Raw genomic sequence first — 25,042 nt, 5'->3', positions numbered from 1 at the left:
TTAGAGCCACATCAAACGATGGGAAAACAAATCATTTACGGTCTCGGACGCGGCGATATAAGCCGGTAAAATAGTCCGGGTCTTTGTTTTGTTAAGCACCTTGAGTGCGCTACAGTCTATGCTGTAAGACCGGAACAACACCCCCCGTGTCCCGTTCCTTTTTTTGTCAGTTTTCAAGGAGTTACTAGAATGTTTGCCAAAATCGCTTTCACAGCCGTTCTTGGATTGGCCAGCGTGCCTGCTTTTGCTGCTTGCGACGTTACCATCGAAGGCAATGACTCCATGCAGTTCAACACCAAGAGCATCGTTGTTGACAAGACATGCAAGGAATTCACAATCAACCTGAAACACACTGGCAAGCTGCCTAAAGCAGCCATGGGCCACAACGTCGTTATCTCGAAGAAAGCCGATGAAAGCGCTGTTGCTACCGATGGCATGAAAGCCGGTCTGGACAACAACTACGTTAAAGCCGGTGACGAACGCGTGATCGCTCACACTGACGTGGTTGGCGGTGGCGAAAGCACCTCCGTAACCTTTGACGTCTCCAAGCTGAAAGAAGGCGAAGACTACGCATTCTTCTGCTCCTTCCCAGGTCACTGGAGCATCATGACTGGCGAAATCAAGCTGGGTAGCTAAGCGCATCCGCTTGTAGCCGCCAGACGGCCATAAAAAATCCCCACGTGGCCTGGCCATGTGGGGATTTTTTTTAGCTCGAACTATCTGGTTTTAACCGACTACCTGAAGGTAGCGGCCCACCCTGGATAAGCAGGGTGGGGAACCACTAAGTCTGGCTTATTCCTGATCGCCCTCTGGGGCTGCAGGTTGCTGCTCGGGCTCGGAGGCACCGGACACAAAGACCGGATCTTCCGAAGGCTCAGGAGCCGATGCAAACGGGTTTTCCAGTTCACGGGCTGCTTTGCGCTCTGCCACTTCAAAGGCTTCTTTTTCCTTGCGGGCGGAATGGAAGGCCATACCGGTACCAGCAGGAATCAGACGACCCACGATCACGTTTTCTTTCAGACCACGCAGATCGTCGGTTTTGCCCATGATGGCCGCTTCGGTCAACACGCGGGTGGTTTCCTGGAAGGAAGCCGCCGAGATGAAGGAGTCGGTCGACAGCGAGGCCTTGGTAATACCCAGCAGCACGTTTTCGTACGTAGCTGGAATACCGTTTTCGGCCAGAACGCGATCGTTCTCGTTCAGCAGTTCGGAGCGTTCAACCTGTTCACCCGTGATGAAGTTGGTATCACCGGCATCCACAATGTTCACGCGGCGCAGCATCTGACGAACAATCACTTCAATGTGCTTGTCGTTGATCTTCACACCCTGCAGACGGTAAACGTCCTGCACTTCGTTAACAATGTAGTTGGCCAGCTTCTCGATACCCTTCAAGCGCAGGATGTCGTGCGGATCGGCTGGGCCGTCCACAATCATCTCGCCCTTGTTCACCACTTGACCGTCGTGAGCCAGAACCTGTTTTTCCTTCGGAATCAGGAACTCGTGGCTGACGCCGTCCAGGTCGGTAATGACCAGACGCTGTTTGCCCTTGGTGTCCTTACCGAAGGAAACCGTACCCGTAACTTCGGCCAGCAGGCCGGCGTCCTTGGGCGAACGAGCTTCGAACAGTTCGGCCACACGTGGCAGACCACCGGTAATGTCTCGAGTCTTTTGCGATTCCTGAGGAATACGCGCCAGAATCTCACCCACGGACACTTGCTGACCGTCGCGAACGGTAATCAGCGCGCCCACCGGGAAGGAGATATTGACCATGTGATCGGTACCAGCGATCTTGATCTCCTGACCTTGCTCGTTCAGCAGCTTGATCTGAGGACGCATGGTGATCTTGCCACCACGTGTCTTGGGAGTGATCACAACCAGAGTCGACAGACCGGTCACTTCGTCCACCTGACGAGCCACGGTCACGCCTTCTTCGATGTTCTCGAAGCGAACGGTACCGGTGTACTCGGACACGATAGGACGGGTCAGCGGATCCCAGCTTGCCAGACGCTGGCCAGCCTTGATGGCCTCACCATCGCCCACCGTAATGGTGGCACCGTAAGGCACTTTGTGGCGTTCACGTTCACGACGGTTGTCGTCAAAAATAACGATTTCACCGGAACGGGAGATCGCAACGCGTTCGCCCTTGGCGTTGGTCACATAGCGCAGACCAATTTCAAAACCGACCGTACCAGCCGTCTTGGTTTCCACCGAGCTTGCCAGCGCTGCACGCGAAGCCGCACCACCAATGTGGAACGTACGCATGGTCAGCTGGGTACCCGGTTCACCGATGGACTGAGCAGCGATAACACCGATGGCTTCACCACGGTTAACCAGCATACCGCGGCCCAGATCGCGACCGTAGCAGCTTGCGCACAAGCCGTGACGGGTTTCGCAAGTCAGCGGAGTGCGGATCTTGACTTCATCAATGCCCAGGTTGTCGATCAGGTCGACCAGGTCCTCGTTCAGCAAGGTGCCGGCGGGGATAACCAGTTCCTGATTGTCAGGGTTGACGATGTCGGTCGAGGCCACACGGCCCAGAATCAGATCGCGCAGGGGCTCGATAACCTCACCACCATCCAGGATGGCTTTCATGGTGTAGCCGCCCTTGGTACCGCAGTCGTCTTCGGTAATGACCAGATCTTGAGTCACGTCGACCAGACGACGAGTCAGGTAACCGGAGTTAGCTGTCTTCAACGCCGTATCGGCCAGACCCTTACGAGCACCGTGAGTCGAAATAAAGTACTGCAGTACGTTCAGACCTTCACGGAAGTTCGCGGTAATAGGCGTTTCAATAATGGAGCCATCAGGCTTGGCCATCAGACCACGCATACCAGCCAGCTGACGAATCTGTGCAGCCGAACCACGAGCACCGGAGTCCGCCATCATGTAGATGGAGTTGAAGGACTCTTGACGTACTTCTTCACCAAAACGGTTGGTCACTGGCTCGGAAGCCAGTTGCTCCATCATGGCCTTACCCACGCGGTCACCGGCTTTGCCCCAGATATCCACTACGTTGTTGTAGCGTTCCTGAGCGGTCACCAGACCCGAGGAGTACTGCTTGTCAATTTCTTTAACTTCGTTGCTAGCCTGAGCCAGGATGCTTTCCTTGACGACAGGCACAACCATGTCATTCATGGCGATGGAAATACCACCACGAGTTGCCAGACGGAAACCGGACTGCATCAACTTGTCGGCAAAAATCACGGTGGCACGCAGGCCGCAGCGACGGAAGGACTGGTTGATCAGACGCGAAATTTCTTTCTTCTTCAACGCACGGTTCAGTGCGGTGAAAGGCATGCCCTTGGGCAGAATTTCGGACAGCAAGGCACGGCCAGCAGTCGTTTCGTAACGCTTGATGGTCTTGACCCACTCACCGTCTTCGCCCTTCTCGAATTCTTCGATACGGACGGTCAGACGAGTTTGCAGCTCGACTTCCTTGTTGTCGTAGGCGCGCTGAACTTCAGCCACGTCGGCCATGAACAAGCCTTCGCCCTTGCCGTTTACCAGTTCGCGGGTCGCATAGTACAGACCCAACACGATATCCTGGGAAGGAACGATGGATGGTTCGCCGTTGGCGGGGAACAGCACGTTGTTGGAGGCCAGCATCAAAGTGCGCGCTTCCAGCTGGGCTTCCAGCGACAGCGGCACGTGAACGGCCATCTGGTCACCGTCAAAGTCAGCGTTAAAGGCGGCACACACCAGGGGGTGCAGCTGAATCGCTTTACCTTCGATCAGGACCGGTTCAAAAGCCTGAATACCCAAACGGTGCAGCGTAGGCGCACGGTTCAGCATCACGGGATGCTCGCGGATCACCTCTTCGAGGATGTCCCACACCACCGGTTCCTGGCTTTCCACCAACTTCTTGGCTGCCTTGATGGTCGTAGCCAGACCCATCAATTCCAGACGGTTGAAGATGAAAGGCTTGAACAGCTCCAACGCCATCAGCTTGGGCAGACCGCACTGGTGCAGCTTCAACTGAGGACCCACCACAATCACGGAACGACCGGAGTAGTCCACGCGCTTGCCCAGCAGGTTCTGACGGAAACGACCGCTCTTGCCCTTGATCATGTCGGCCAGGGACTTCAGTTGCCGCTTGTTGGCGCCGGTCATGGCTTTACCGCGACGACCGTTATCCAGCAAGGAGTCCACGGACTCTTGCAGCATACGTTTTTCGTTGCGCAAGATGATGTCCGGTGCCTTCAGTTCCAGCAGACGCTTCAAACGGTTATTACGGTTGATAACGCGGCGGTACAGATCGTTCAGGTCGGAAGTCGCAAAGCGGCCGCCGTCCAGCGGTACCAGCGGACGCAGGTCCGGTGGCAGCACGGGCAGCACTTCCATGATCATCCAGTCTGGCTTGATGCCGGATTTCTGGAAGCCTTCCAGCACTTTCAGACGCTTGGAGATCTTCTTGATCTTGGCATCCGAGCCGGTGGCTTTCAGTTCGGCACGAAGGCGCTCGACTTCGCGATCGATGTCGATCGTACGCAGCAGTTCACGCACCGCTTCCGCGCCCATCAGGGCGTGGAAGTCGTCACCGTACTCTTCGGTCTTGGCCAGGAAATCGTCGTCGGACATGATCTGACCGCGCTTGAGCGGGGTCATGCCAGGTTCGATTACGCACCATGCTTCAAAGTACAGCACGCGCTCGATGTCACGCAGGGTCATGTCCAGCACCATGCCCAGACGGGATGGCAGGCTCTTCAGGAACCAGATGTGAGCAACCGGGCAGGCCAGTTCAATGTGACCCATGCGCTCGCGACGCACCTTGGAGACGGTGACTTCAACGCCACACTTCTCGCAGATGACGCCACGGTGCTTCAGGCGCTTGTACTTGCCGCACAGACATTCGTAGTCCTTGATGGGACCAAAAATCTTGGCGCAGAACAGACCATCGCGCTCGGGTTTGAACGTGCGATAGTTGATGGTCTCTGGCTTGCGGACTTCACCGAAAGACCAGGACCGGATTTTCTCGGGCGAGGCGATGCCGATCTTGATGGCATCGAACTGCTCGTCCTGAGTGACTTGTTTAAAGAGATCGAGTAGCGCTTTCATTATTTACGCTCCAAATCCATGTCCAGGGACAAGGAACGGATTTCCTTGACCAGAACGTTAAAGGACTCCGGCATACCGGCGTCGATCACGTGGTCACCCTTGACAATATTCTCGTAGACCTTGGTACGGCCGGCGATGTCGTCGGATTTAACCGTGAGCATTTCCTGCAGGGTGTAGGCGGCGCCATACGCTTCCAGCGCCCAGACTTCCATCTCCCCGAAACGCTGACCACCGAACTGCGCCTTACCACCCAGCGGCTGCTGAGTAACCAGGGAGTACGGACCGGTCGAACGAGCGTGCATCTTGTCATCGACCAGGTGATGCAGCTTCAGGTAGTGCATGTAGCCTACGGTGACCATACGCTCAAAGGCTTCGCCGGTACGACCGTCAAACAGGCGAACCTGCGTGCGGTGGGGTGCCAGCTGCAGTTTCTCGGCGATGTCGTCAGGGTAGGCCAGACGCAACATCTGGTCGATTTCCTGCTCGGTTGCACCGTCGAACACTGGCGTAGCCAATGGCAGACCTTTCTGCAAGTTGGTGGCCATGTTCATCACTTCGTCGTCAGTCAACTCGTTGATGCGAGTCTTCTTGCCGGCAGTGTTGTAGACCTTGTCCAGGAACGCGCGCAGTTCGGAAACCTGCACGTTCTTTTCTTCTTGCATCATGTCGTTGATGCGGTGGCCAATACCTTTGGCAGCCCAACCCAGGTGAACTTCCAGAACCTGACCGACGTTCATACGCGAAGGCACGCCCAGCGGGTTCAGAACGATGTCCACAGGGGTACCGTCAGCCATGTGCGGCATGTCTTCCACGGGAACGATGCGGGAAACCACACCCTTGTTACCGTGACGGCCAGCCATCTTGTCACCAGGCTGCAGACGACGCTTAACAGCCAGGTAAACCTTGACCATCTTCAGCACGCCTGGAGGCAGCTCGTCGCCTTGAGTGAGCTTCTTGCGCTTTTCTTCAAAAGCCAAGTCGAACTGGTGACGCTTTTGCTCCAAGGATTCCTTGGTGTGCTCCAGCACCAGTGCGTGTTGCTCGTCTGCCAGACGGATGTCGAACCACTGCCAGCGATCCAGATCGTTCAGGTAATCAGCAGTCAGCTCGGTGCCCTTGGGCAGTTTGCGTGGACCACCGTTGACGGTTTTGCCGACCAGGAACTTCAAGGCACGGTCAAAGGCGTCGTCTTCAACGATTTGCAGCTGGTCGTTCAGGTCCTGACGGTAGCGACGCAGTTCATCATCAATGATGGACTGAGCACGCTTGTCACGCTCGATACCTTCACGGGTAAAGACTTGAACGTCGATCACCGTACCGACCATGCCCGAAGGCACGCGCAGGGAGGTGTCTTTAACGTCAGAGGCTTTTTCACCAAAAATGGCGCGCAGCAGCTTTTCTTCCGGCGTCAGCTGGGTTTCACCCTTGGGTGTGACTTTACCGACCAGCACGTCGTCGGCACGCACTTCGGCGCCGATGTACACAATGCCGGAATCGTCCAGACGGTTCAGCTGAATTTCGGACAGGTTGCTGATATCGCGGGTGATATCCTCAGGTCCCAGCTTCGTGTCACGGGCAACAACCGTCAACTCTTCGATGTGAACCGACGTGTAGCGATCGTCAGCCACGACCTTCTCGGAGATCAGAATCGAGTCCTCGAAGTTGTAGCCGTTCCAGGGCATGAAGGCGATCAGCATGTTCTGACCCAGAGCCAATTCGCCCAGGTCAGTCGATGCGCCGTCAGCCAGCACGTCACCACGAGCCACGATATCGCCACGTTTGACGATAGGACGCTGGTTGATGTTGGTGTTCTGGTTGGAACGGGTGTACTTGGTCATGTTGTAGATATCTACACCGACCTCGCCAGCCACGTTCTCGTCATCGTGCACGCGAATAACCACGCGCTGTGCGTCAACGTCTACAACCACACCGCCACGACGGGCCTGTACAGTGGTACCCGAGTCAACAGCAACAGTACGTTCGATACCGGTACCGACCAAAGGCTTCTCAGGGCGCAGGCACGGAACTGCCTGACGCTGCATGTTGGCGCCCATCAGTGCTCGGTTGGCGTCATCGTGCTCCAGGAACGGAATCAGCGAAGCAGCCACAGACACGATCTGCGAAGGAGCCACGTCCATGTAATGGATGTTCTCTGGCGCAGTCATCATGGTTTCGCCAGCTTCACGGCAGGCAACCAGATCGTCAGCAAAGGCACCGTCTTCGGTCAACTCGGCGTTAGCCTGAGCAATGACGTAATTGCTTTCTTCAATAGCCGACAGGTAATCGATCTGTTCGCTCACCTTGCCGTCAACAATCTTGCGGTAAGGCGTTTCCAGGAAACCGTACTCGTTCAGACGAGCGTACAGCGCCATGGAGTTGATCAGACCAATGTTTGGACCTTCAGGCGTTTCAATCGGGCACACGCGACCGTAGTGGGTTGGGTGCACGTCGCGCACCTCAAAGCCCGCACGTTCACGAGTCAGACCACCAGGGCCCAGTGCCGAAACACGACGCTTGTGCGTGATCTCGGACAGCGGGTTGGTTTGGTCCATAAATTGCGACAGCTGGCTGGAACCGAAGAACTCCTTGACAGCCGCAGAGATGGGCTTGGAGTTGATCAGATCGTGCGGCATCAGGTTTTCGGTCTCGGCCTGGCCCAGACGTTCCTTGACAGCACGTTCCACACGCACCAGACCGGCGCGGAACTGGTTTTCAGCCAATTCGCCCACGCAACGAACACGACGGTTACCCAGGTGATCGATATCGTCGATCTGACCGCGGCCGTTACGCAGATTCACCAGCACCTGAATGGTGTCCAGAATGTCTTCGTCGGTCAGGGTCATGGGACCTTCAATGCTGTCACCACGGCCCAGACGGCTGTTCACCTTCATGCGACCCACGCGCGACAAGTCGTAGGACTCTTCGCTGTAGAACAGACGGTTGAACAGAGCCTCAACCGCTTCTTCGGTTGGTGGCTCGCCGGGACGCATCATGCGATAGATCGCGATGCGGGCAGCATTGGAATCCGCTGTTTCGTCAGTGCGCAGGGTCAGGGAGATAAAGCCGCCCTGATCCAGTTCGTTGACGTACAGAGTCTCGAAATCACGCACATTGGCTGCGCGCATTTCGGCCAGAATGGATTCAGTAATTTCGTCGTTGGCGTTGGCAATCACTTCGCCGGTTTCGGCGTTGATGATGTTCTTGGCCAGCACACGACCCAGAAGGAAATCTTCCGGGATGGAGATGTATTCGATCTTGGCTGCTTGCAGGTCGCGCAAATGCTTGGCATTGATACGCTTGTCCTTTTCAACCAGTACGCGACCATCACGGTCGGTAATGTCGAAACGGGCAACCTCGCCCTTCCAGTGTTCTGGAACGAATTGCAGCTTGCCACCTTCCTGGTGCAGTTCGATGTGATCGAACTCGAAGAAGTGGGCCAGGATCTGTTCTGGCGTCAGGCCAATGGCCTTCAGCAAGATAGTCACAGGCATCTTGCGACGACGGTCGATACGGAAGAACAGAATGTCCTTGGGATCGAACTCGAAGTCCAGCCAGGAACCACGGTAAGGAATCACGCGAGCCGAGAACAGCAACTTGCCCGAGCTGTGCGTTTTACCGCGGTCGTGTTCAAAGAACACGCCGGGGGAACGGTGCAGCTGGGAAACGATGACTCGTTCGGTACCGTTGATCACAAAAGAGCCGTTATCAGTCATCAGGGGCATTTCGCCCATGTAGACTTCTTGCTCTTTTACTTCCTTGACGGTAGGCTTGCTCACCTCGCGGTCCATGAGGACCAGACGAACCTTCGCCCGCAAGGGGGAAGCATAGGTCAAACCACGAAGTTGACACTCTTTGACGTCGAACACCGGCTCGCCGAGCGTATAGCTCACGAACTCTAGCCGCGCCATTTGGTTATGGCTTACTATTGGAAATATGGAACTGAAAGCTTCCTGCAAGCCTTCAACCTTACGCTGAGAAGGCAGCGTGTCCTTCTGCAAGAAGGTTCTGAAAGAATGCAGCTGGGTAGCCAACAGGTAAGGAACCTGCTGTACGTCTTCACGTTTGGCGAAGCTCTTGCGTATGCGCTTTTTTTCGGTGTACGAATAAGGCATGAGCACTCCGACTCAAGGGTTACACGGACCGTCAACCACGGCCCTGGTTTACGACTCTAAAAAACCCGACTTTCTACAATACTAATTAAAAATCATGGGTTTTCTGGAAACGCAAAAGCCCGGGAAGGCTTGAAACGCATTCCCGGGCATCTATCGATACTCTTACTTGAGCTCGATCTTGGCGCCAGCTTCTTCCAGCTTCTTCTGAGCGTCTTCAGCATCAGCTTTGGACAAGCCTTCTTTAACAGCCTTAGGAGCACCGTCAACCAGGTCTTTGGCTTCTTTCAGGCCCAGACCGGTGATTTCGCGCACGACTTTAATGACGCTAACTTTGTTTGCGCCAACGTCAGCCAGGAACACGGTGAATTCGGTTTGCTCTTCAGCGGCAGCAGCAGCGCCACCAGCAGCAGGAGCTGCAACAGCAACAGCGGCGGCAGCAGCCGACACACCGAATTTTTCTTCCATTTCTTTGATCAGCTCGGACAGTTCGAGCACGGACATTGCGCCGATGGCGTCAAGGATTTCAGCTTTAGTAGCCATTTTTAAGAACTCCAGATATTAGGTAAATGCCAGGTTTGGTTGTCGTTCGCAACGACGAAGTTTCCTGAAGGAAAACTGCTTACGCAGCTTCTTTCTGATCGCGCACAGCCGCCAGGCCGCGAACAAACTTGGTGGGAACTTCGTTAAGCGTACGCACAAAAGTAGCGATAGGTGCTTGCATGGTGCCCAGCAGTTTCGCCAGCAATTCTTCGCGCGAGGGCATTGTGGCCAGAGCCTTAACACCATCAGCATTCAGAACGCTATTGGGCAGCGCACCGCCCATGATGACCAATTTGTCATTGGTCTTGGCAAAATCTGCAACGACTTTCGCCGCAGCAACGGGATCTTCACTGATGGCGTACATCAGAGGACCCACGAGCTGGCTGGAGATACCGTCAAACGAGGTACCTGCCAACGAACGACGAACCAGGGTGTTTTTCAACACACGCAGGTAGACGCCAGACTCACGCGCTTTTTTGCGCAATACGGTAGCAGAAGCGACGTCCAGACCACGGTACTCGGCGATAATGATCGATTGGGCCTTTGCCAGTTCGGCAGTGACTTCTTCGATGACTACCGCTTTCTCTTCACGATTGAGACTCACGGTTGAACACTCCTTCAAACGATGTCGGGAAGGCTTCCCAACATCAACCGAATGCGGCGCACCTGGACGAGTTCTATAACGAATTCTTCCACGGGCGCCGTCTACGTTGGATGGGACGTTCTGCCCCGATTAAGCAGTGAGATGACAAGTCAGCCAACTGCTCCAACGGTCTTTGACAGCAGTGACCCTGTAAACAGGATCACAGCCCAAAGTTCTTTTTTTCTAACTGTTGATTAAACAGTCAGAGATGCAATTTCAACACGTGCACCGCCACCCATGGTGGAGGACACGGCAACCTTGCGCAGGTAAACACCCTTGGCAGCGGCTGGACGAGCCTTGTTCAAGGCGTCAACCAGGGCAACCAGGTTGGTCTGCAGCTGTTCAACGTTGAACGAAGCGCGACCAATGGTGCTGTGAATGATACCGGCCTTGTCGGTACGGTATTGAACTTGACCAGCCTTGGCGTTCTTAACAGCCGTAGCAACGTCAGGAGTCACAGTACCAACCTTGGGGTTTGGCATCAGGCCGCGAGGACCCAGAACCTGACCCAGGGTACCGACAACACGCATGGTGTCAGGCGAAGCGATCACAACGTCAAAGTCCATTTGACCGGCTTTGATTTGCTCAGCCAGGTCGTCCAGACCAACGATATCAGCACCAGCTTCACGAGCGGCGTCGGCTTTTTCGCCTTGGGCGAAAACGGCAACACGCACGGTTTTACCGGTACCAGCAGGCAGAACCACGGAGCCACGGACCAGTTGGTCGGACTTACGAGGATCAATGCCCAGCTGAACAGCGATATCGATGGATTCGTCGAACTTGGCAGTGGCAGTATCTTTCACCAGGGCCAGAGCTTCGGCCACAGGGTAGAACTTGTTGCGGTCGATCTTGGCAGCAATAGCGGCTGCGCGTTTGCTTACTTTAGCCATGACTTACACCACCCCTTCAACGTTGATGCCCATGCTGCGAGCGCTACCAGCGATGGTACGCACAGCGGCGTCCAGATCGGCAGCGGTCAGGTCGGGTTGTTTGGTCTTGGCGATTTCTTCAGCCTGAGCGCGGGTCAGCGTACCGACTTTATCCACGTTAGGACGTGCAGAACCGGATTTGATACCAGCAGCCTTTTTGATCAGGATGGTTGCTGGAGGAGTCTTCATGATGAACGTGAAGCTCTTGTCAGCAAAAGCGGTGATCACCACAGGAATTGGCAGACCGGGTTCCAGACCCTGTGTCTGAGCGTTGAACGCCTTGCAGAATTCCATGATGTTCAGACCGCGCTGACCCAGCGCTGGACCGATTGGAGGGGATGGGTTTGCCTTACCAGCTGGGACTTGCAGCTTGATAAAGCCGACGATTTTCTTCGCCATGCTTAGCTCCTTGCGGGTGATGACGCCTGGCACATGATGCGACAGGCTTCCCGGGGGTTGTAATTAATCAGGTCTTTTCGACTTGATCGAAATCGAGTTCAACGGGGGTGGCGCGACCGAAAATAGTAACGGTGACACGAACCTTGTTTTTCTCGTAGTTAACTTCTTCGACGTTACCGTTAAAGTCTGCAAACGGACCGTCCTTGACGCGTACCAGTTCGCCAACCTCGAACAGCACTTTGTGCCGTGGCTTCTCAACGCCCTCTTCCATTTGCGACAGGATTTTTTCCACTTCGCGCTCGGAGATGGGAGCGGGACGGTTACCGGAACCACCCAAAAAGCCGGTGACTCGCGGCGTACTTTTTACCAAGTGCCAGGTTTCGTCGGTCAAGGCCATCTCGACCAGAACGTAACCAGGGTAAATACGTCGCTCTGTAATTGATTTCTTGCCGTTCTTTACTTCAACGACTTCTTCCGATGGAACCAGAATGCGACCAAACGCTTCTTGGAGATCAGCGCGTTCAATGCGCTCCACCAGAGCCTTGTGCACGCTTTTTTCCATGCCGGAATAAACGTGAACCACATACCAGCGTTTGCTCATGTGTGCCCTTTATTTCCAGCCCAGCAACAGGCCATAAATGATCCAGCCGAGCCCTTTGTCAATCAGCCACAACAAGATGGCCATAACGGCAACAAACACAAAGACGATACCCGTCATTTGCGTTGCTTCTTTACGGGATGGCCAGTGAACGCGACGCACTTCCGTGTAGGCATCACGAGAAAAAGCGACCAGGCGGCGGCCTGTATCGCTAAACCAGATGATCAATACGGCGACGATTAAGCTGGCAACAAATACCCCAGCGCGAACCAGTGAATTTTGGCCATCCAGAACGGAATAGCCAACAATACCGGCGGCGACGACTAGGACCGCTAGGCCCAGCTTGATGCGCTCGGAACCTCGGTTAACGGTTTCTACGTTGGTATTCGACATATTCCGACGAGTGACGCCACGCGAGGTGGTGGCGAGTGACTGTGGTGGCAGGGGCAGAAGGAATCGAACCCTCAACCTTCGGTTTTGGAGACCGACGCTCTGCCAATTGAGCTATACCCCTATACCTTGACAAACCGTAGCGCGCTACTTTGCTACGTTTGGCTTTTAGGCAAAAGAGGATATTAACCTCTTTCGCCCAAAATTACTACTCTTTTTTTACTTGATGATTTTTGCAACCACGCCAGCGCCAACGGTACGGCCGCCTTCGCGAATAGCGAAGCGCAGACCTTCTTCCATGGCGATAGGAGCGATCAGGGACACTTTCATCGAAATGTTGTCGCCTGGCAGAACCATTTCCTTGTCTTCTGGCAGCTCGATGGTGCCGGTCACGTCAGTTGTACGGAAGTAGAACTGAGGACGGTAGCCCTTGAAGAAAGGAGTGTGACGACCACCTTCTTCTTTGGACAGAATGTACACCTCGGCGTCGAAGTCCGTGTGTGGCTTGATCGAACCGGGCTTGGCCAGAACTTGACCACGTTCCACGTCTTCACGCTTGGTACCACGCAGCAGCAGACCGACGTTATCGCCAGCTTCGCCTTGGTCCAGCAGTTTGCGGAACATTTCAACGCCGGTACAAATGGTCTTGACCGTGTCTTTGATACCCACGATTTCGATTTCTTCGCCGACTTTGATGATACCGCGCTCAATACGACCGGTCACAACCGTACCACGGCCGGAGATCGAGAACACGTCTTCAACAGGCATCAGGAAGGTACCGTCAACGGCACGCTCAGGCGTAGGAATGTAGCTGTCCAGCGCTTCCGCCAGAGCCAGAACGGCTTGGCTGCCCAGTGGGCCTTCGTCGCCTTCCAGAGCCAGTTTGGCCGAACCCTTGATGATCGGGGTGTCATCGCCAGGGAAGTCGTACTTGGACAACAGTTCGCGAACTTCCATTTCAACCAGTTCGATCAGCTCTTCGTCATCAACCATGTCAGCCTTGTTCAGGAACACGATGATGTAAGGAACGCCAACCTGACGGCTCAGCAGGATGTGCTCGCGAGTCTGGGGCATTGGGCCGTCAGCGGCCGAGCAAACCAAAATAGCGCCGTCCATCTGGGCAGCACCGGTAATCATGTTCTTGACGTAGTCAGCGTGGCCGGGGCAGTCAACGTGAGCGTAGTGACGGTTAGGCGTTTCGTACTCAACGTGCGACGTGCTGATGGTGATACCACGTGCTTTTTCTTCAGGGGCGTTGTCGATCTGCGAGTAATCGCGCGCTTCGCCGCCGTATGCCTTGGACAGAACCGTGCAGATTGCAGCGGTCAGAGTGGTTTTACCGTGGTCAACGTGACCGATAGTACCGACGTTGACGTGCGGTTTAGTCCGTTCAAACTTGCCTTTAGCCATGGCAGACTCCTGAAGGGATAGAACGATATAGAGAAGAGAGATGTGGTGCCCATGACGCGGATCGAACGCGTGACCTCTCCCTTACCAAGGGAGTGCTCTACCACTGAGCCACATGGGCATTCAACTTCAGCCCAGAGTGGCCAAAGATTTTTACCTGGAGCGGGTGAAGGGGATCGAACCCTCGTCTTAAGCTTGGAAGGCTTCTGCTCTACCATTGAGCTACACCCGCAGACTTTTCTTCACCCTCTCCTAAAGTCGCCTTGCTGGCTGACTCTAGAAAAGTGCTGGTGGTGGGAGTTGGATTCGAACCAACGTAGGCGCAGGGCCAACAGATTTACAGTCTGCCTCCTTTAACCACTCGGACATCCCACCCGAAGCGAAAATCGAATTATGGACATGTTTTAAGAGGTCGTCAAGCCTTTTGGGAAGAAAACTGAATAATTCGATGAATTTTTAAAAAAAACCTGATTTTGGGCGCTTTTCTTACTGGTTTTGTCACTGTTTTCAGGCGTCAGACATGCCGCTTTTGAATGCTTTCAAAACCGGGGAATCACGGTGAAATACGGGTAAACACATAGATTTTTTTCTGTTTTCAGCGCTTGTTTTTGTAAGCAAAAGATACGAATCTGGTTTTTTCGCTTTTAATCCGGCTCTCGGACGTCTTCCCTGCTCTGTTCCCTGACTTGCTTGGAGTTCCTCTTGCTGTTTTCCACTGGCCGGGACACAAGCAAGCAATCTGAAAACCATGCAGCCAAATACTGCTCAGTAGCAAAACACAGGGCATGGCAAGGAAAAAGCCGACCTGAGGTCGGCTTTTCTACATCAACTGCATCGCTTTCAGCGTGGCGCGGGCCTGACTTAATCGTCCGTTTGCTCCAGCAAGGACGACAGCCCCTGCTTTTCCAGCAAGGCATTCAAATGCTCCCAGCCATGGAAAGCGATCTGCAACTGGCCCTTGTCCTTGGCACCGACCTTCAAGGTCACCTTGGTACCCAGGTGGTCAGACAGCACCTTTTCAAAGCGCTGTACGTCGCCATTGCGGTTCGCCTTGCTCTGGGCCTGCTTGCTGGCAGGCTCGTCATCCTCGTGCAAAGCACGGGCGACCAGCTTCTCGGTTTCACGCACCGACAGACGGCGGGCAATCACCTCGTTGGCCAACATGATCTGACGGGCAGCGTCCACAGCCAGCAAGGCACGAGCGTGACCCATATCGATGTCGCCGGCCAGCAGCATGATCTGCACAGGCTCTGCCAGGTTGATCAGACGCAGCAGGTTGCTGGTGGTCGAACGCGAACGGCCAATCGCCTGAGCGGCCTGCTCATGAGTCAGACCGAACTCGTCCAGTAAACGCTTCACACCTTGCGCCTCTTCCAGCGGATTCAGATCTTCACGCTGGATGTTCTCGATCAGTGCCATGATGGCGGCGTTCTCGTCGCCTACCTCGCGCACCAGAACGGGCACTTCTTCCAGACCAGCAATTTGCGACGCACGGAAACGACGTTCACCGGCGATGATTTCGTATTTGCCCTTGTCCTTACCCGACAGAGGACGCACCAGAATAGGCTGCATCACGCCTTGTGCGCGAATGGATTCGGCCAGCTCGTTCAAGGCGCCCTCGTCCATGCGAGTACGCGGCTGATACACCCCAGCCTTGAGCAGTTTGACGGGCAGGTTGGAAGGTGGGCCATCGCTCACCGTCGCTTCGCCCTTTTTCCCGATGGTTGCGATAGCGCCTGCGTCTGCGCCGAGCAAGGCATCCAAGCCTCGACCTAGACCTTTTGGTTTTCGTGTAGCCATGCTTACATTCCTATTGATTCTTGTGTGCCTTATGCCTTGTCGCTGCGGGATTCTTTCTTCAAGCGCTTGATCAGCTCTTTACCAAAGTCCATATAGGCCTTGGCACCCCGGGAGTTCTTGTCATACACAATACCTGGCATACCGTGGCTTGGCGCTTCAGCCAAACGTACGTTACGTGGCACCACCGTCTTGAACACCTTATCGCCAAAGTGTGTCTCGATCTGATTGGAGACTTGCTGCTGCAAAGTTACGCGGCCATCAAACATCACCCGCAGCAAACCAATCAACTCCAAATCCGGGTTGATATTGCGATAGACCCGTTTAACCGTATTGACCAGATCCGACAGCCCTTCCAGCGCAAAGTACTCGCACTGCATGGGGATGATGACCCCGTGAGCACTGGCCAAACCATTTAACGTCAGTAAGGACAAGGTGGGTGGGCAGTCGATCAGCACAAAATCGTAATCGTCCAACACCTGAGCCAGAGCCTGTTTAAGTTGTTGCTCACGCTCTTGCATCTGGATCAGGTCGATTTCTGCGCCCGACAGCTCCCTATTGGAAGGCAAGACGTCATAACCACCTGTTTCTGAATGTATCTTTACGTTAGCAATGCTTTCGTCGCCAATCAGCACTTGGTACAAATTACCAGACAGGCTGTTTTTATCAATACCACTACCCATGGTGGCATTGCCCTGAGGATCCAGGTCAATCAATAAAACCTTTTTCTTCAGCACAGCAAGAGCAGCTGCCAAATTAATTGCTGTGGTCGTCTTGCCTACCCCGCCCTTTTGGTTCGCAATACAAAACACATAGGCACGGGGAGATTTATCGTCTTTTTTACTCATGATTATCCTTGCTGCACCAACCACACTAGACAACGCTGTGCCTCTAGCTCCGGTACGGTTAATGATTCTATTCGTTCGACCCGCCAGTTACTTTCAGATTGCAATGCCGCTATTTCTTGATCAGGTTCTTTACCCTTCATAGCCGCAATGCGTCCACCTGGACGAACATGCCTGCCTGCCAAATTTACGAAATCAAGCAGCGAAGAAAAAGCTCGGGAAACCACAATATCAGCCTGCATGGGTTTCAGCTGCTCTACACGCACATGCATCGCCGACAAATTGGGCAAAGCCAAAGCACCAACCATTTGTCGGACAAATGCCATTTTTTTCTCGACAGCATCGATACAGGTAATGTTCCACGTGGAACATGATGCTGCCAAAACAACTCCCGGCAAACCTGCCCCTGAACCTACATCTACAATCTTTACCGATTCTTGTGTCTGTGTATTGTTGCCGGCCAGATAGTTCTGAAACGGACGGACAATCGACAGGCTATCAAAAATGTGTTGCACCAGCATTTGATCTGGGTCACGCAGGGCGGTCAGATTATAGGTACGGTTCCAACGCTGCAACTGATTTATGTAATCCAGTAGCTTGCGTACCAGTACAGGGTCCTGATCCAGACCCAAATCCAGCAGGGCCTGATTCAGGCGTTTTGAAAAAATATCGCTCATGCCGTTTGTTTGTTCTTTTGCTTGCGCTTCAGGTGTACCAACAATAAAGAAACCGCCGCAGGTGTCACACCTTGAACACGCCCGGCCTGGCCAATGGTTAAAGGCTTGGCAGCCTTCAAGCGTTGGCGCACCTCAATCGACAATCCCTTGATGTCGTCGTAATCCAGGTCCTCTGGAATGGCTTGCTCTTCCAGTGCTGCCTGACGAGTCACCTCATCCTGCTGACGCGCCACATAGCCCGCATACTTCACCTGAATTTCCACCTGCTCCACATGCACCGGATCTGCCAGACCTGGGCCTGCTACAGGCATGCCTTGGTCATTCAGCACAGCCATCAACTTGGCGTAGTCCACTTCGGGACGCTTGAGCAAATCGAAGAAGGAGTACTCCCGTTCGATACTTTTACCTAACAGTGCATTTGCTTGTTCGGCAGGCAAATTGCGGGGGTTCACCCAAGTACCCTTCAAGCGTTCAATTTCACGTGCAACCGCATCGCGTTTGCGATTGAAATGATCCCAACGGGCATCATCCACCAGGCCCAACTCTCGGCCAATTTCAGTCAATCGTTGGTCGGCATTATCTTCCCGCAGACTCAAACGGTATTCGGCACGAGACGTGAACATACGGTAAGGCTCAGTCACCCCACGGGTAATCAAATCGTCTACCAACACACCCAGATAGGCTTCGTTGCGACGTGGATACCACTGTTCTCTCTCTTGTGCCAAACGCGCTGCGTTCACCCCGGCCAACAAGCCCTGAGCGGCGGCTTCTTCGTAACCTGTCGTGCCATTGATCTGACCGGCAAAGAACAAGCCACGAATCTGTTTGGTCTCCAGCGTGGGGTACAGGGATCGAGGGTCAAAATAATCGTATTCAATCGCGTAACCTGGACGCATGATGCGGGCATTTTCCAAACCAGGCAGGCTGCGCACCATAGCCAACTGGATATCGAAAGGCAAGCTGGTCGAGACACCATTGGGGTAGATCTCGGTCGTGCTCAAGCCTTCAGGTTCCAAAAACACTTGATGGCTGCTCTTGTCCGCAAAGCGATGAATCTTGTCTTCGATAGACGGGCAGTAACGCGGACCAATGCCCTCGATAGTGCCTTGGTCGCTATACATAGGCGAGCGATCCAGCCCGGAACGGATGATGTCGTGGGTACGCTCGTTGGTGTGCGTAATCCAGCACGGCATCTGCTGAGGATGCATGGAAACATCGCCCATATAAGAGAACACCGGAATCGGATCGCTGTCGCCAGGTTGGACTTCCAGGCGGGAGAAATCGATGGTGTTGGCATCAATGCGCGGAGGGGTCCCTGTCTTCAACCGCCCTTGCGGTAACTGCAGTTCCCGCAAACGATGCGCCAAGCTGATGGACGGCGGATCCCCTGCCCGGCCCGCAGAATAATTATTCAGGCCTACATGGACCAGACCATTCAAAAAAGTTCCTGCTGTCAGAACCACAGATTTGGCTTTGAATTCCAAGCCAATCTTGGTCACTGCACCCACAACCCGATCACCTTCCACAATCAAGTCTTCGACTGATTGCTGGAACACCATCAGGTTGGGTTGGTTTTGTAGAACCTCGCGAATAGCCTTGCGGTACAAAGACCGGTCCGCCTGAGCACGAGTGGCGCGCACGGCCGGACCTTTGGAGCTATTCAGAGTACGGAATTGAATACCGGCGTGGTCGGTAGCCAACGCCATTGCCCCGCCCAGCGCATCCACTTCCTTGACCAAATGCCCCTTCCCAATCCCCCCAATAGAAGGGTTGCAGGACATCTGCCCCAAGGTATCCATATTATGGGTTAACAATAAGGTAGACACGCCGGTTCGAGCTGCCGCTAAAGCCGCTTCGGTACCAGCATGTCCGCCGCCTATGACAATAACGTCAAACTCTTCGGGATAAATCATGTCAGAACAGCTAAAAAATAAAAATCAATTATACGATTACCAGCGGAGTATGTTCCACGTGAAACACATGGAACCAATATCTGTTCCACGTGGAACACAGTTTTTTGCGTAAATACCACTGTGGATAACTTTGTGGAGAAAGGGACGCTTTTTTATCCCCAGCCCACCTTGGGAAGCACAGGCAGCACTTGCAAAGATTTTCTTCAGCCAGAACTCCCCACGGAGCGAAGCCATAAAAGGCGCGCTTATCACTCTTAAATCCCCTAAAAGGGGCTATCTAAGCCAGTACCTCACAACAGGTGGATAAAAGCAGCCCAAGCAGGCAGCAAAATTGTGGATAACAGAGCAATAAAAAGAAATACTGCCTGAGGACCACATCCACCGTTCTACAGTGTGGCGATAAGGATATTTCGGCTGGCCTGCGGAAAATATAAGGCGTCGATTATGTAATCCGACTACCTTGGCTACAAGAAAAAAGTGTCCTATGCGCAAAAAGACAGCTACCCAGATAGAACAGGATTTACTTGAGACGACAGATACTTTGAAGAAACAACAGCAGCACCTTTAACGCCTAGCTTAAAACCTGGGACTTAATCGAGAGGCCGAAGTTAAGACACAGGTCTAGCCAGAAAATTCCCGCGGCTACAACACGAACCTGCAGCGCGAGAGCTGAGGAAGGAAAACAGCAGGAGAAGCCAGGCTCGGAACCTATATAGGCAATAGCTATATCAATGTAAGAAACCGATCCTGAGTGCTCAGTTCCACGATCAACAGATACGCGCAGAATCTATGGTATTTTCGACAAGAATTTGTCTGATACTTCGCCACCCAACTTTTTACTCAAATCTGAAGCGCGGGTGCATTTTTATTATTCATATCAGTAGACCCATGCAGATCACATCCAAGCTCCCTTCTGTGGGCACCACCATCTTTACCACCATGAGCCAACTGGCTCTGGAGCATAAGGCCATTAACCTGGGCCAGGGCTTTCCAGACTTCAATCCGGATCCAGCCCTGATTGAGGCTGTGCACCAGGCCATGCTGGATGGCATCAACCAATACCCTGCCATGGCTGGTTACCCTGCCCTGCGAGCCGCCATTGCCAGCAAGACGCAGGCTCGGTATGGCCGCCTTTACAACGTGGATACGGAAATCACCGTCACCAGTGGCGCTACTGAGGCCTTAATGGCCAGTTTCCAGGCTTTTGTGCACACAGGCGATGAGGTCGTCGTAATCGAGCCCTTCTATGACCTGTATATCCCCGCCATCGAGCTGGCCGGAGGTACCCCTGTTGCTGTCCCCATGACAGCGCCTGGCGAGGCTGTACCCTACTACCGCGTCGACTGGGACCGTGTGGAACAAGCCATCACCAGCAAGACCCGTATGCTGGTGATCAATTTCCCACACAACCCAACCTGCACCATCTTGCAGCCCCAGGATCTGGACGCGTTGGAGCAGATTGTAGAAAAGCATCCTTCCTTGATCATCTTGTCCGATGAGGTCTATGAACACCTGACCTTCGATCAGAAAGAGCATCTAAGTCTTGCTACCCGCCCTCTCCTGGCAGAACGAGCAGTAATCGTTTCTTCCTTTGGCAAAACCTTCCACGCCACAGGTTGGAAAGTAGGCTACTGCTGTGCTCCTGCCAGTCTCAGCACGGAAATTCGCAAGGTCCACCAATACACCGTCTTTACCGTTCCTAGCCCCTTACAGGCTGGTTTAGCCACCTATATGCAGGATCCAGCCACCTGGGAGAGTCTGCCCGCGTTCTACCAGGAAAAACGTGATCATTTGCATCAAGGTCTGCAGAACACCCGTTTCACTCCTATGCCCAGTGAAGGGACTTTCTTCTTGCTAGCCAGCTACGAACACATTTCGGAGCTGTCCGAGCTGGATTTTGCCAAGCATCTGAACCAGAACTATGGCGTAGGCGCGATCCCCGTGTCTGCCTTCTACCTGAATCCCAATTCTGAGCAGGCTAACCATCGTTTGCTGCGTTTTTGCTTTGCCAAGCAGCTCAACACCCTGGACCAGGCTATTGAACGCCTGAAAAAGGTCTAAAGGCTTTTTTCCCTACCTTCATCAAACCGCCGTCAGGCGGTTTTTTTGTGTCCTGATTTTTGTGGACAAGTGCAGTCGTCGTAATCTTGCCTAAATCTGTCACACAAGCCCTGCAACGGCGACGTAAAACAGCAAGCATTGTCCGAAGTGCAAACCATCTACCGCAAACCACAAAACCCGCATCTTGTGCCCCATAGAACACCAAACGTGAAACAGGCAATTCAGCCTTCCAGCGCTGTCCTGTTGATAACTTTGGGGGTAAACCTGATTTTTTGCCCAGTTATCGCTTCTTTTCCTTTGAGAAAAGTAAAAATCAGCCAGCTCGCAGGCCTTCCTGTTTCAGTTCATGTGGCTTGCCAAAAAACAGGCCTCAAAGTTAAAACCACAAAAAATATAGATATAAAACAAGGACTTATTTCAATATCACAAGCTTTGAACAGACTTTGCAACTGTGAAAATACACAGGTCACCAAGCCCCTTCGAGCACCTCAAGATACGAGCAAGCACAAACTAACGCTTTACCCACAAAATGTGGATAAGTCAAAAATTCAAACAGGATTGACCTAGTACAAGCTCCAGGCGCAGCAATCCCTGCAGCCATAGCAAAGTCTCGGCCAAACATGTCGTCCAGGTAGAACACCCCTCTTTTGCCAACCGATTCCTTTGTTTGAGTTTTTCTCATGTCGAAAGAAAACTCCGGGAACAGACGACAAAGTCGATCTTGTACGGTTCTGAAAATAAATTTTCAGCCTTTGACGCTCAGATTTCTGTATGCAAAAGCCGCATAAGCCAGCTTTGAGCGAGATCGTGATTTTTGTTCATGGACTGCATCTTAGTCGAGAACTTTTAGCTTGCAAAGGGCATGGAGCTGGCCTGCAGAGAGTTGAACTTATCTTATATAACAAGCACTTAAATCTTTTATTGGAATTATTGGATGGAGCCCTGTTGATAAGTCGAACAAGTGTCTTTAGCAGCGTTAAAACAAGAGCTTAGCGCTTTTTTTTCCGGGGATAGATCTAACGCTTACCGGTGGATGGTTTAGGTACAACTTTTAGACTTCACAAAGAAGTACCTACTTATGCCTTATGTATCCACACCCTGTTCACAATGCCCTTCCTAGAGCTTATCCACAGCAAAGAAAATTGTAACAGCGGAATATAAAGTGAATTTACCGGGTTGCTTGGATAAATCCGGTGTCTGTCATGATGATTTTCTCTGGCCAACGCAAAGCGGCCAGGTGAAAAGCGGAGCCTTCAGGTGCCTGGTCTTTGCGGCGATCGCGCCAACGAGCTCCTACGGAAAAATCCACGCAAAATGTGTTTTTCTTTGCTCCATGCCAGGAAAATGGATCTATATCCTTGAATAATAAGGAATATTTAGACATTTTCGTTGCTGGTTGAGGAAAAAGCTGACGCCAATAATGACCAAAAACGACAGGAATATCGTCCTGGTAGCTGTTCCACCAAGGAGTTCGGTCGGAAAAACGCCAACGGTTGCCAGCAAAAAACGGACGATCTGCGGGTCCTTCAGTGCCGGAAGTCAGCAAACGGATGGGGTTGAAGTCATTTTTGACCAAATCGTAGTCAATGTAGGCCTGCAACAAAGGTATCAGGGCCTTTGGGTCTTCAATTTTTTCTTTCCATTCTTGTTTTGCAGCTAGATATTTATTCAGAATTCCTTTTTTTTCTGCATAAGTATCAGCTTTACGCTCACATTCAAAGAAAAAATCAAGAAAATCTTCGTTTTTAACCGATCTAATTGCATCAATAGCAGGATTATTCCAGGCTGCATGCACAATTCTCAGGTCATTTCTTTCCAATGCAATAGGTAGTGAGCTTAAAAACTCTCGGATTTTGTCTCTATTTTGAGGTTTTGCACGTATAAATGGCGAGTAATTCTTTAAATCTGATTGATATCGCTGATCAAAATACCAACCTGATCCATCTTTCGCATCATCTATCAGTAGATTGATTTCATGATTACCTAATATCCCTTTTGCTTTATTATTATTTATCAAGGACTTAAGGTATTCAATTACAGCAGGGCTATTTGGACCTCGGTCACAATAATCTCCCACGAATATCAGGCTACGTTGCTCTGGATGAGAGCCATCTTCCTGGTAACCCAAATTTTGGATCAGTTGTTGCAAGGCCTGAAGCTCTCCGTGTACATCACCGATGATGTCTAAAGAACCAGCAGGTAAAGGCTGTACAAGAAAGTTGGGCATGGGTGAAGAGATCTTTATTTAATAATAACTATATATATAACTGGTAATGGATAATGGGTGTCTGTGGATAAGTGGCATAGATAGAAATTAACCTTTAATTTCAGTACTTTATTGACCACTTTCGCCTGTGCACCACCCCGATGGAGTCGGTGGACCGAAACTGGACAAAATTTGAGGCCTGGCCAGACAGGCAACTTATCCCCCTTTCATCCACAGCAGGTCCACAGCAGGCCTTCTTGGAGCTTATCCACAGGGGGCCAGAGCCAGTAGCTGCCTTAAATATAGCTTTTTTGCCCCGTTCTTGACCGATTTTCTGGCCGAACTTCGCCTGTTTGGGAGACCAGGGCGGGCGGATGCAGGTGTTCTCATGAACCCGGTTTTGGGATACGGATTAAGCCTTTATAATATCCACAAATTATTCACTTTCTTATTAAGCGCCTATTTCAATCAATTCTATATTTCCATTCTTGGTTTAATTCGTTTTGTTAATAAGATTGTGGATTTCTTTTTTATCCAGACCTGTGGATAAGTCGACTTATCACGACCGTAATTTGTTTTCTTTATCTAACAAACCCTTGTTTTTGTGATTCACTGAGCGGGGTTTGTCTTTGCTCCCAATCTTTATTTTTATTCAATTTATAAATTTCTAATAATAAAATTATTATTTTTATTTTTTTCTGAATTATTTTTCTTGTTTGTTTTTTGTAAATAAGAGTATTTCCTGATTTTTATGTTTTTTTAAGAAAAATAGAAATTAATCAATGCTCTGGGTTTGTTTTTATTCATGATTCAGAATTTTTATTTAGAGATTTCTTAATTCCTTTCTGTATTTATTGGATAAAGCTTGCTTGTGGTTATTAAAAAAATAGCTTGGAGCAGAGTAAAAAAACATTGAAAGATCAGGGTTGATGCTGAAACCTATGCCGACCCGACCCGACCCGACCCGACCCGACCCGACCCAATCGTTTCGGCCCGGCTTGTCTCATAGGAATTTGGGTATTTGCTCAGTATTGGATATAAACCCAGTTCCTGTTTCTTGGTAGCCCCACCTGCTTGAGCACCAGCATGCTTCATTGTTCGTTCTGTGCTTGGATGCCAAACGTGGCTTTTTGGCGATAGTGGGCAATTCGTTTTGTCAGCTATCTACTTTGATAGGACAATCTGCTCACCGTGGAACTTTCGGTGCGTTTGGGTCGACAAAGCCATGGGTTTGAATCGCAAATTGCTGTCAAAGTGAGGCGAAACCGGCACTTGCTCCAGTACATGGACAACGTATTTCTGCCTTGGCCCGTGGAATCACCCACTTATCTTTAAGGGGTATGTTTTTTCCTTGTGGGCAGCAAGGGTATTCTCCTGCTAGCCCGTGGCCTGTATCGCTATAAGAAATAGCGCGAAATCTCCCCTCATGTAACAATTGCCGCCAAGGCTGTTTAATCCTTAAGTATCGTC

General features: G+C 52.1%; 17 protein-coding genes and 4 tRNA genes. 3 read left to right on the top strand and 18 right to left on the bottom strand.

What is annotated here, in order from left to right:
• The first annotated feature begins 189 nt into the window (after positions 1 to 189).
• The gene (gene azu, locus M2Q46_RS18160; RefSeq protein WP_035269554.1) at positions 190 to 636 is read left to right on the top strand and encodes an azurin; all 447 of its coding nucleotides are present in this window, start codon (positions 190 to 192) and stop codon (positions 634 to 636) included.
• Between the two features lie 156 nt (positions 637 to 792).
• On the opposite strand, the gene rpoC is transcribed toward azu, so the two are convergent.
• From rpoC to mnmG, 17 genes are all read right to left on the bottom strand, one after another.
• The gene (gene rpoC, locus M2Q46_RS18155; protein WP_035269553.1) at positions 793 to 5,055 is read right to left on the bottom strand and encodes a DNA-directed RNA polymerase subunit beta'; all 4,263 of its coding nucleotides are present in this window, start codon (positions 5,053 to 5,055) and stop codon (positions 793 to 795) included.
• Positions 5,055 to 9,167 carry a DNA-directed RNA polymerase subunit beta gene (gene rpoB, locus M2Q46_RS18150; protein ID WP_022983337.1) on the bottom strand — a complete coding sequence of 1,371 codons (4,113 nt, stop codon included), beginning with the start codon at positions 9,165 to 9,167 and terminating at the stop codon, positions 5,055 to 5,057. The genes rpoC and rpoB overlap by 1 nt, the downstream gene beginning before the upstream one ends.
• Positions 9,168 to 9,329: 162 nt before the next feature.
• Positions 9,330 to 9,707 (bottom strand): 50S ribosomal protein L7/L12, encoded by a 378-nt coding sequence (rplL, locus tag M2Q46_RS18145; RefSeq protein WP_003800851.1) that lies wholly within the window; start codon positions 9,705 to 9,707, stop codon positions 9,330 to 9,332.
• A 79-nt stretch (positions 9,708 to 9,786) separates the two neighbouring features.
• On the bottom strand, positions 9,787 to 10,311 hold the full coding sequence (gene rplJ, locus M2Q46_RS18140; protein ID WP_009464320.1) for a 50S ribosomal protein L10: 525 nt from the start codon (positions 10,309 to 10,311) through the stop codon (positions 9,787 to 9,789).
• 233 nt (positions 10,312 to 10,544) lie between these two features.
• Positions 10,545 to 11,240, bottom strand: a complete 696-nt coding sequence (gene rplA / locus M2Q46_RS18135) for a 50S ribosomal protein L1 (protein WP_026484874.1) — start codon at positions 11,238 to 11,240, stop codon at positions 10,545 to 10,547.
• A 3-nt stretch (positions 11,241 to 11,243) separates the two neighbouring features.
• Positions 11,244 to 11,678 (bottom strand): 50S ribosomal protein L11, encoded by a 435-nt coding sequence (rplK, locus tag M2Q46_RS18130; RefSeq protein ID WP_009464323.1) that lies wholly within the window; start codon positions 11,676 to 11,678, stop codon positions 11,244 to 11,246.
• A 67-nt stretch (positions 11,679 to 11,745) separates the two neighbouring features.
• The gene (gene nusG / locus M2Q46_RS18125; protein WP_009464325.1) at positions 11,746 to 12,279 is read right to left on the bottom strand and encodes a transcription termination/antitermination protein NusG; all 534 of its coding nucleotides are present in this window, start codon (positions 12,277 to 12,279) and stop codon (positions 11,746 to 11,748) included.
• Between the two features lie 9 nt (positions 12,280 to 12,288).
• Complete coding sequence (gene secE, locus M2Q46_RS18120) at positions 12,289 to 12,669, bottom strand: preprotein translocase subunit SecE (RefSeq protein WP_009464327.1); 381 nt, start codon at positions 12,667 to 12,669, stop codon at positions 12,289 to 12,291.
• Between the two features lie 45 nt (positions 12,670 to 12,714).
• A tRNA-Trp gene (locus M2Q46_RS18115) sits at positions 12,715 to 12,790 on the bottom strand.
• Positions 12,791 to 12,885: 95 nt separating this feature from the next.
• Positions 12,886 to 14,076 carry an elongation factor Tu gene (gene tuf / locus M2Q46_RS18110; RefSeq protein ID WP_009462422.1) on the bottom strand — a complete coding sequence of 397 codons (1,191 nt, stop codon included), beginning with the start codon at positions 14,074 to 14,076 and terminating at the stop codon, positions 12,886 to 12,888.
• A 43-nt stretch (positions 14,077 to 14,119) separates the two neighbouring features.
• Positions 14,120 to 14,194 (bottom strand) — tRNA-Thr (locus M2Q46_RS18105).
• Positions 14,195 to 14,231: 37 nt separating this feature from the next.
• Positions 14,232 to 14,305, bottom strand: a tRNA-Gly gene (locus tag M2Q46_RS18100).
• Positions 14,306 to 14,361: 56 nt separating this feature from the next.
• Positions 14,362 to 14,448 (bottom strand) — tRNA-Tyr (locus tag M2Q46_RS18095).
• Between the two features lie 486 nt (positions 14,449 to 14,934).
• A complete protein-coding gene (locus M2Q46_RS18090) occupies positions 14,935 to 15,873 on the bottom strand; it encodes a ParB/RepB/Spo0J family partition protein (RefSeq protein WP_009462421.1) in 939 nt (312 codons plus the stop codon).
• Positions 15,874 to 15,902: 29 nt separating this feature from the next.
• Positions 15,903 to 16,718, bottom strand: coding sequence for a ParA family protein (locus tag M2Q46_RS18085; protein WP_021447168.1), 816 nt, complete (start codon positions 16,716 to 16,718; stop codon positions 15,903 to 15,905).
• Between the two features lie 2 nt (positions 16,719 to 16,720).
• Positions 16,721 to 17,392: a 16S rRNA (guanine(527)-N(7))-methyltransferase RsmG gene (gene rsmG, locus M2Q46_RS18080; RefSeq protein WP_302357822.1), complete on the bottom strand. Its 672-nt coding sequence runs from the start codon at positions 17,390 to 17,392 to the stop codon at positions 16,721 to 16,723.
• Positions 17,389 to 19,305, bottom strand: a complete 1,917-nt coding sequence (mnmG, locus tag M2Q46_RS18075) for a tRNA uridine-5-carboxymethylaminomethyl(34) synthesis enzyme MnmG (protein WP_302357820.1) — start codon at positions 19,303 to 19,305, stop codon at positions 17,389 to 17,391. The genes rsmG and mnmG overlap by 4 nt, the downstream gene beginning before the upstream one ends.
• 888 nt (positions 19,306 to 20,193) lie before the next feature.
• Between mnmG and M2Q46_RS18070 the strand changes: the two genes are divergently transcribed.
• Both M2Q46_RS18070 and M2Q46_RS18065 read left to right on the top strand, forming a co-directional pair.
• Positions 20,194 to 21,366, top strand: coding sequence for a methionine aminotransferase (locus M2Q46_RS18070; RefSeq protein ID WP_203145277.1), 1,173 nt, complete (start codon positions 20,194 to 20,196; stop codon positions 21,364 to 21,366).
• A 147-nt stretch (positions 21,367 to 21,513) separates the two neighbouring features.
• The gene (locus M2Q46_RS18065; RefSeq protein WP_203145276.1) at positions 21,514 to 21,933 is read left to right on the top strand and encodes a hypothetical protein; all 420 of its coding nucleotides are present in this window, start codon (positions 21,514 to 21,516) and stop codon (positions 21,931 to 21,933) included.
• A 601-nt stretch (positions 21,934 to 22,534) separates the two neighbouring features.
• Here the strand turns inward: M2Q46_RS18065 and M2Q46_RS18060 are convergent.
• On the bottom strand, positions 22,535 to 23,593 hold the full coding sequence (locus tag M2Q46_RS18060) for a metallophosphoesterase (RefSeq protein WP_302357817.1): 1,059 nt from the start codon (positions 23,591 to 23,593) through the stop codon (positions 22,535 to 22,537).
• Between the last annotated feature and the right edge of the window lie 1,449 nt (positions 23,594 to 25,042).

The sequence above is a fragment of the Alcaligenes sp. YSL9 genome (assembly GCF_030515105.1).
Taxonomy (GTDB): domain Bacteria; phylum Pseudomonadota; class Gammaproteobacteria; order Burkholderiales; family Burkholderiaceae_B; genus Alcaligenes; species Alcaligenes phenolicus.
Note: the sequence above shows the minus strand (reverse complement) of the source record. Positions and strands in the feature narration are given on the sequence as shown.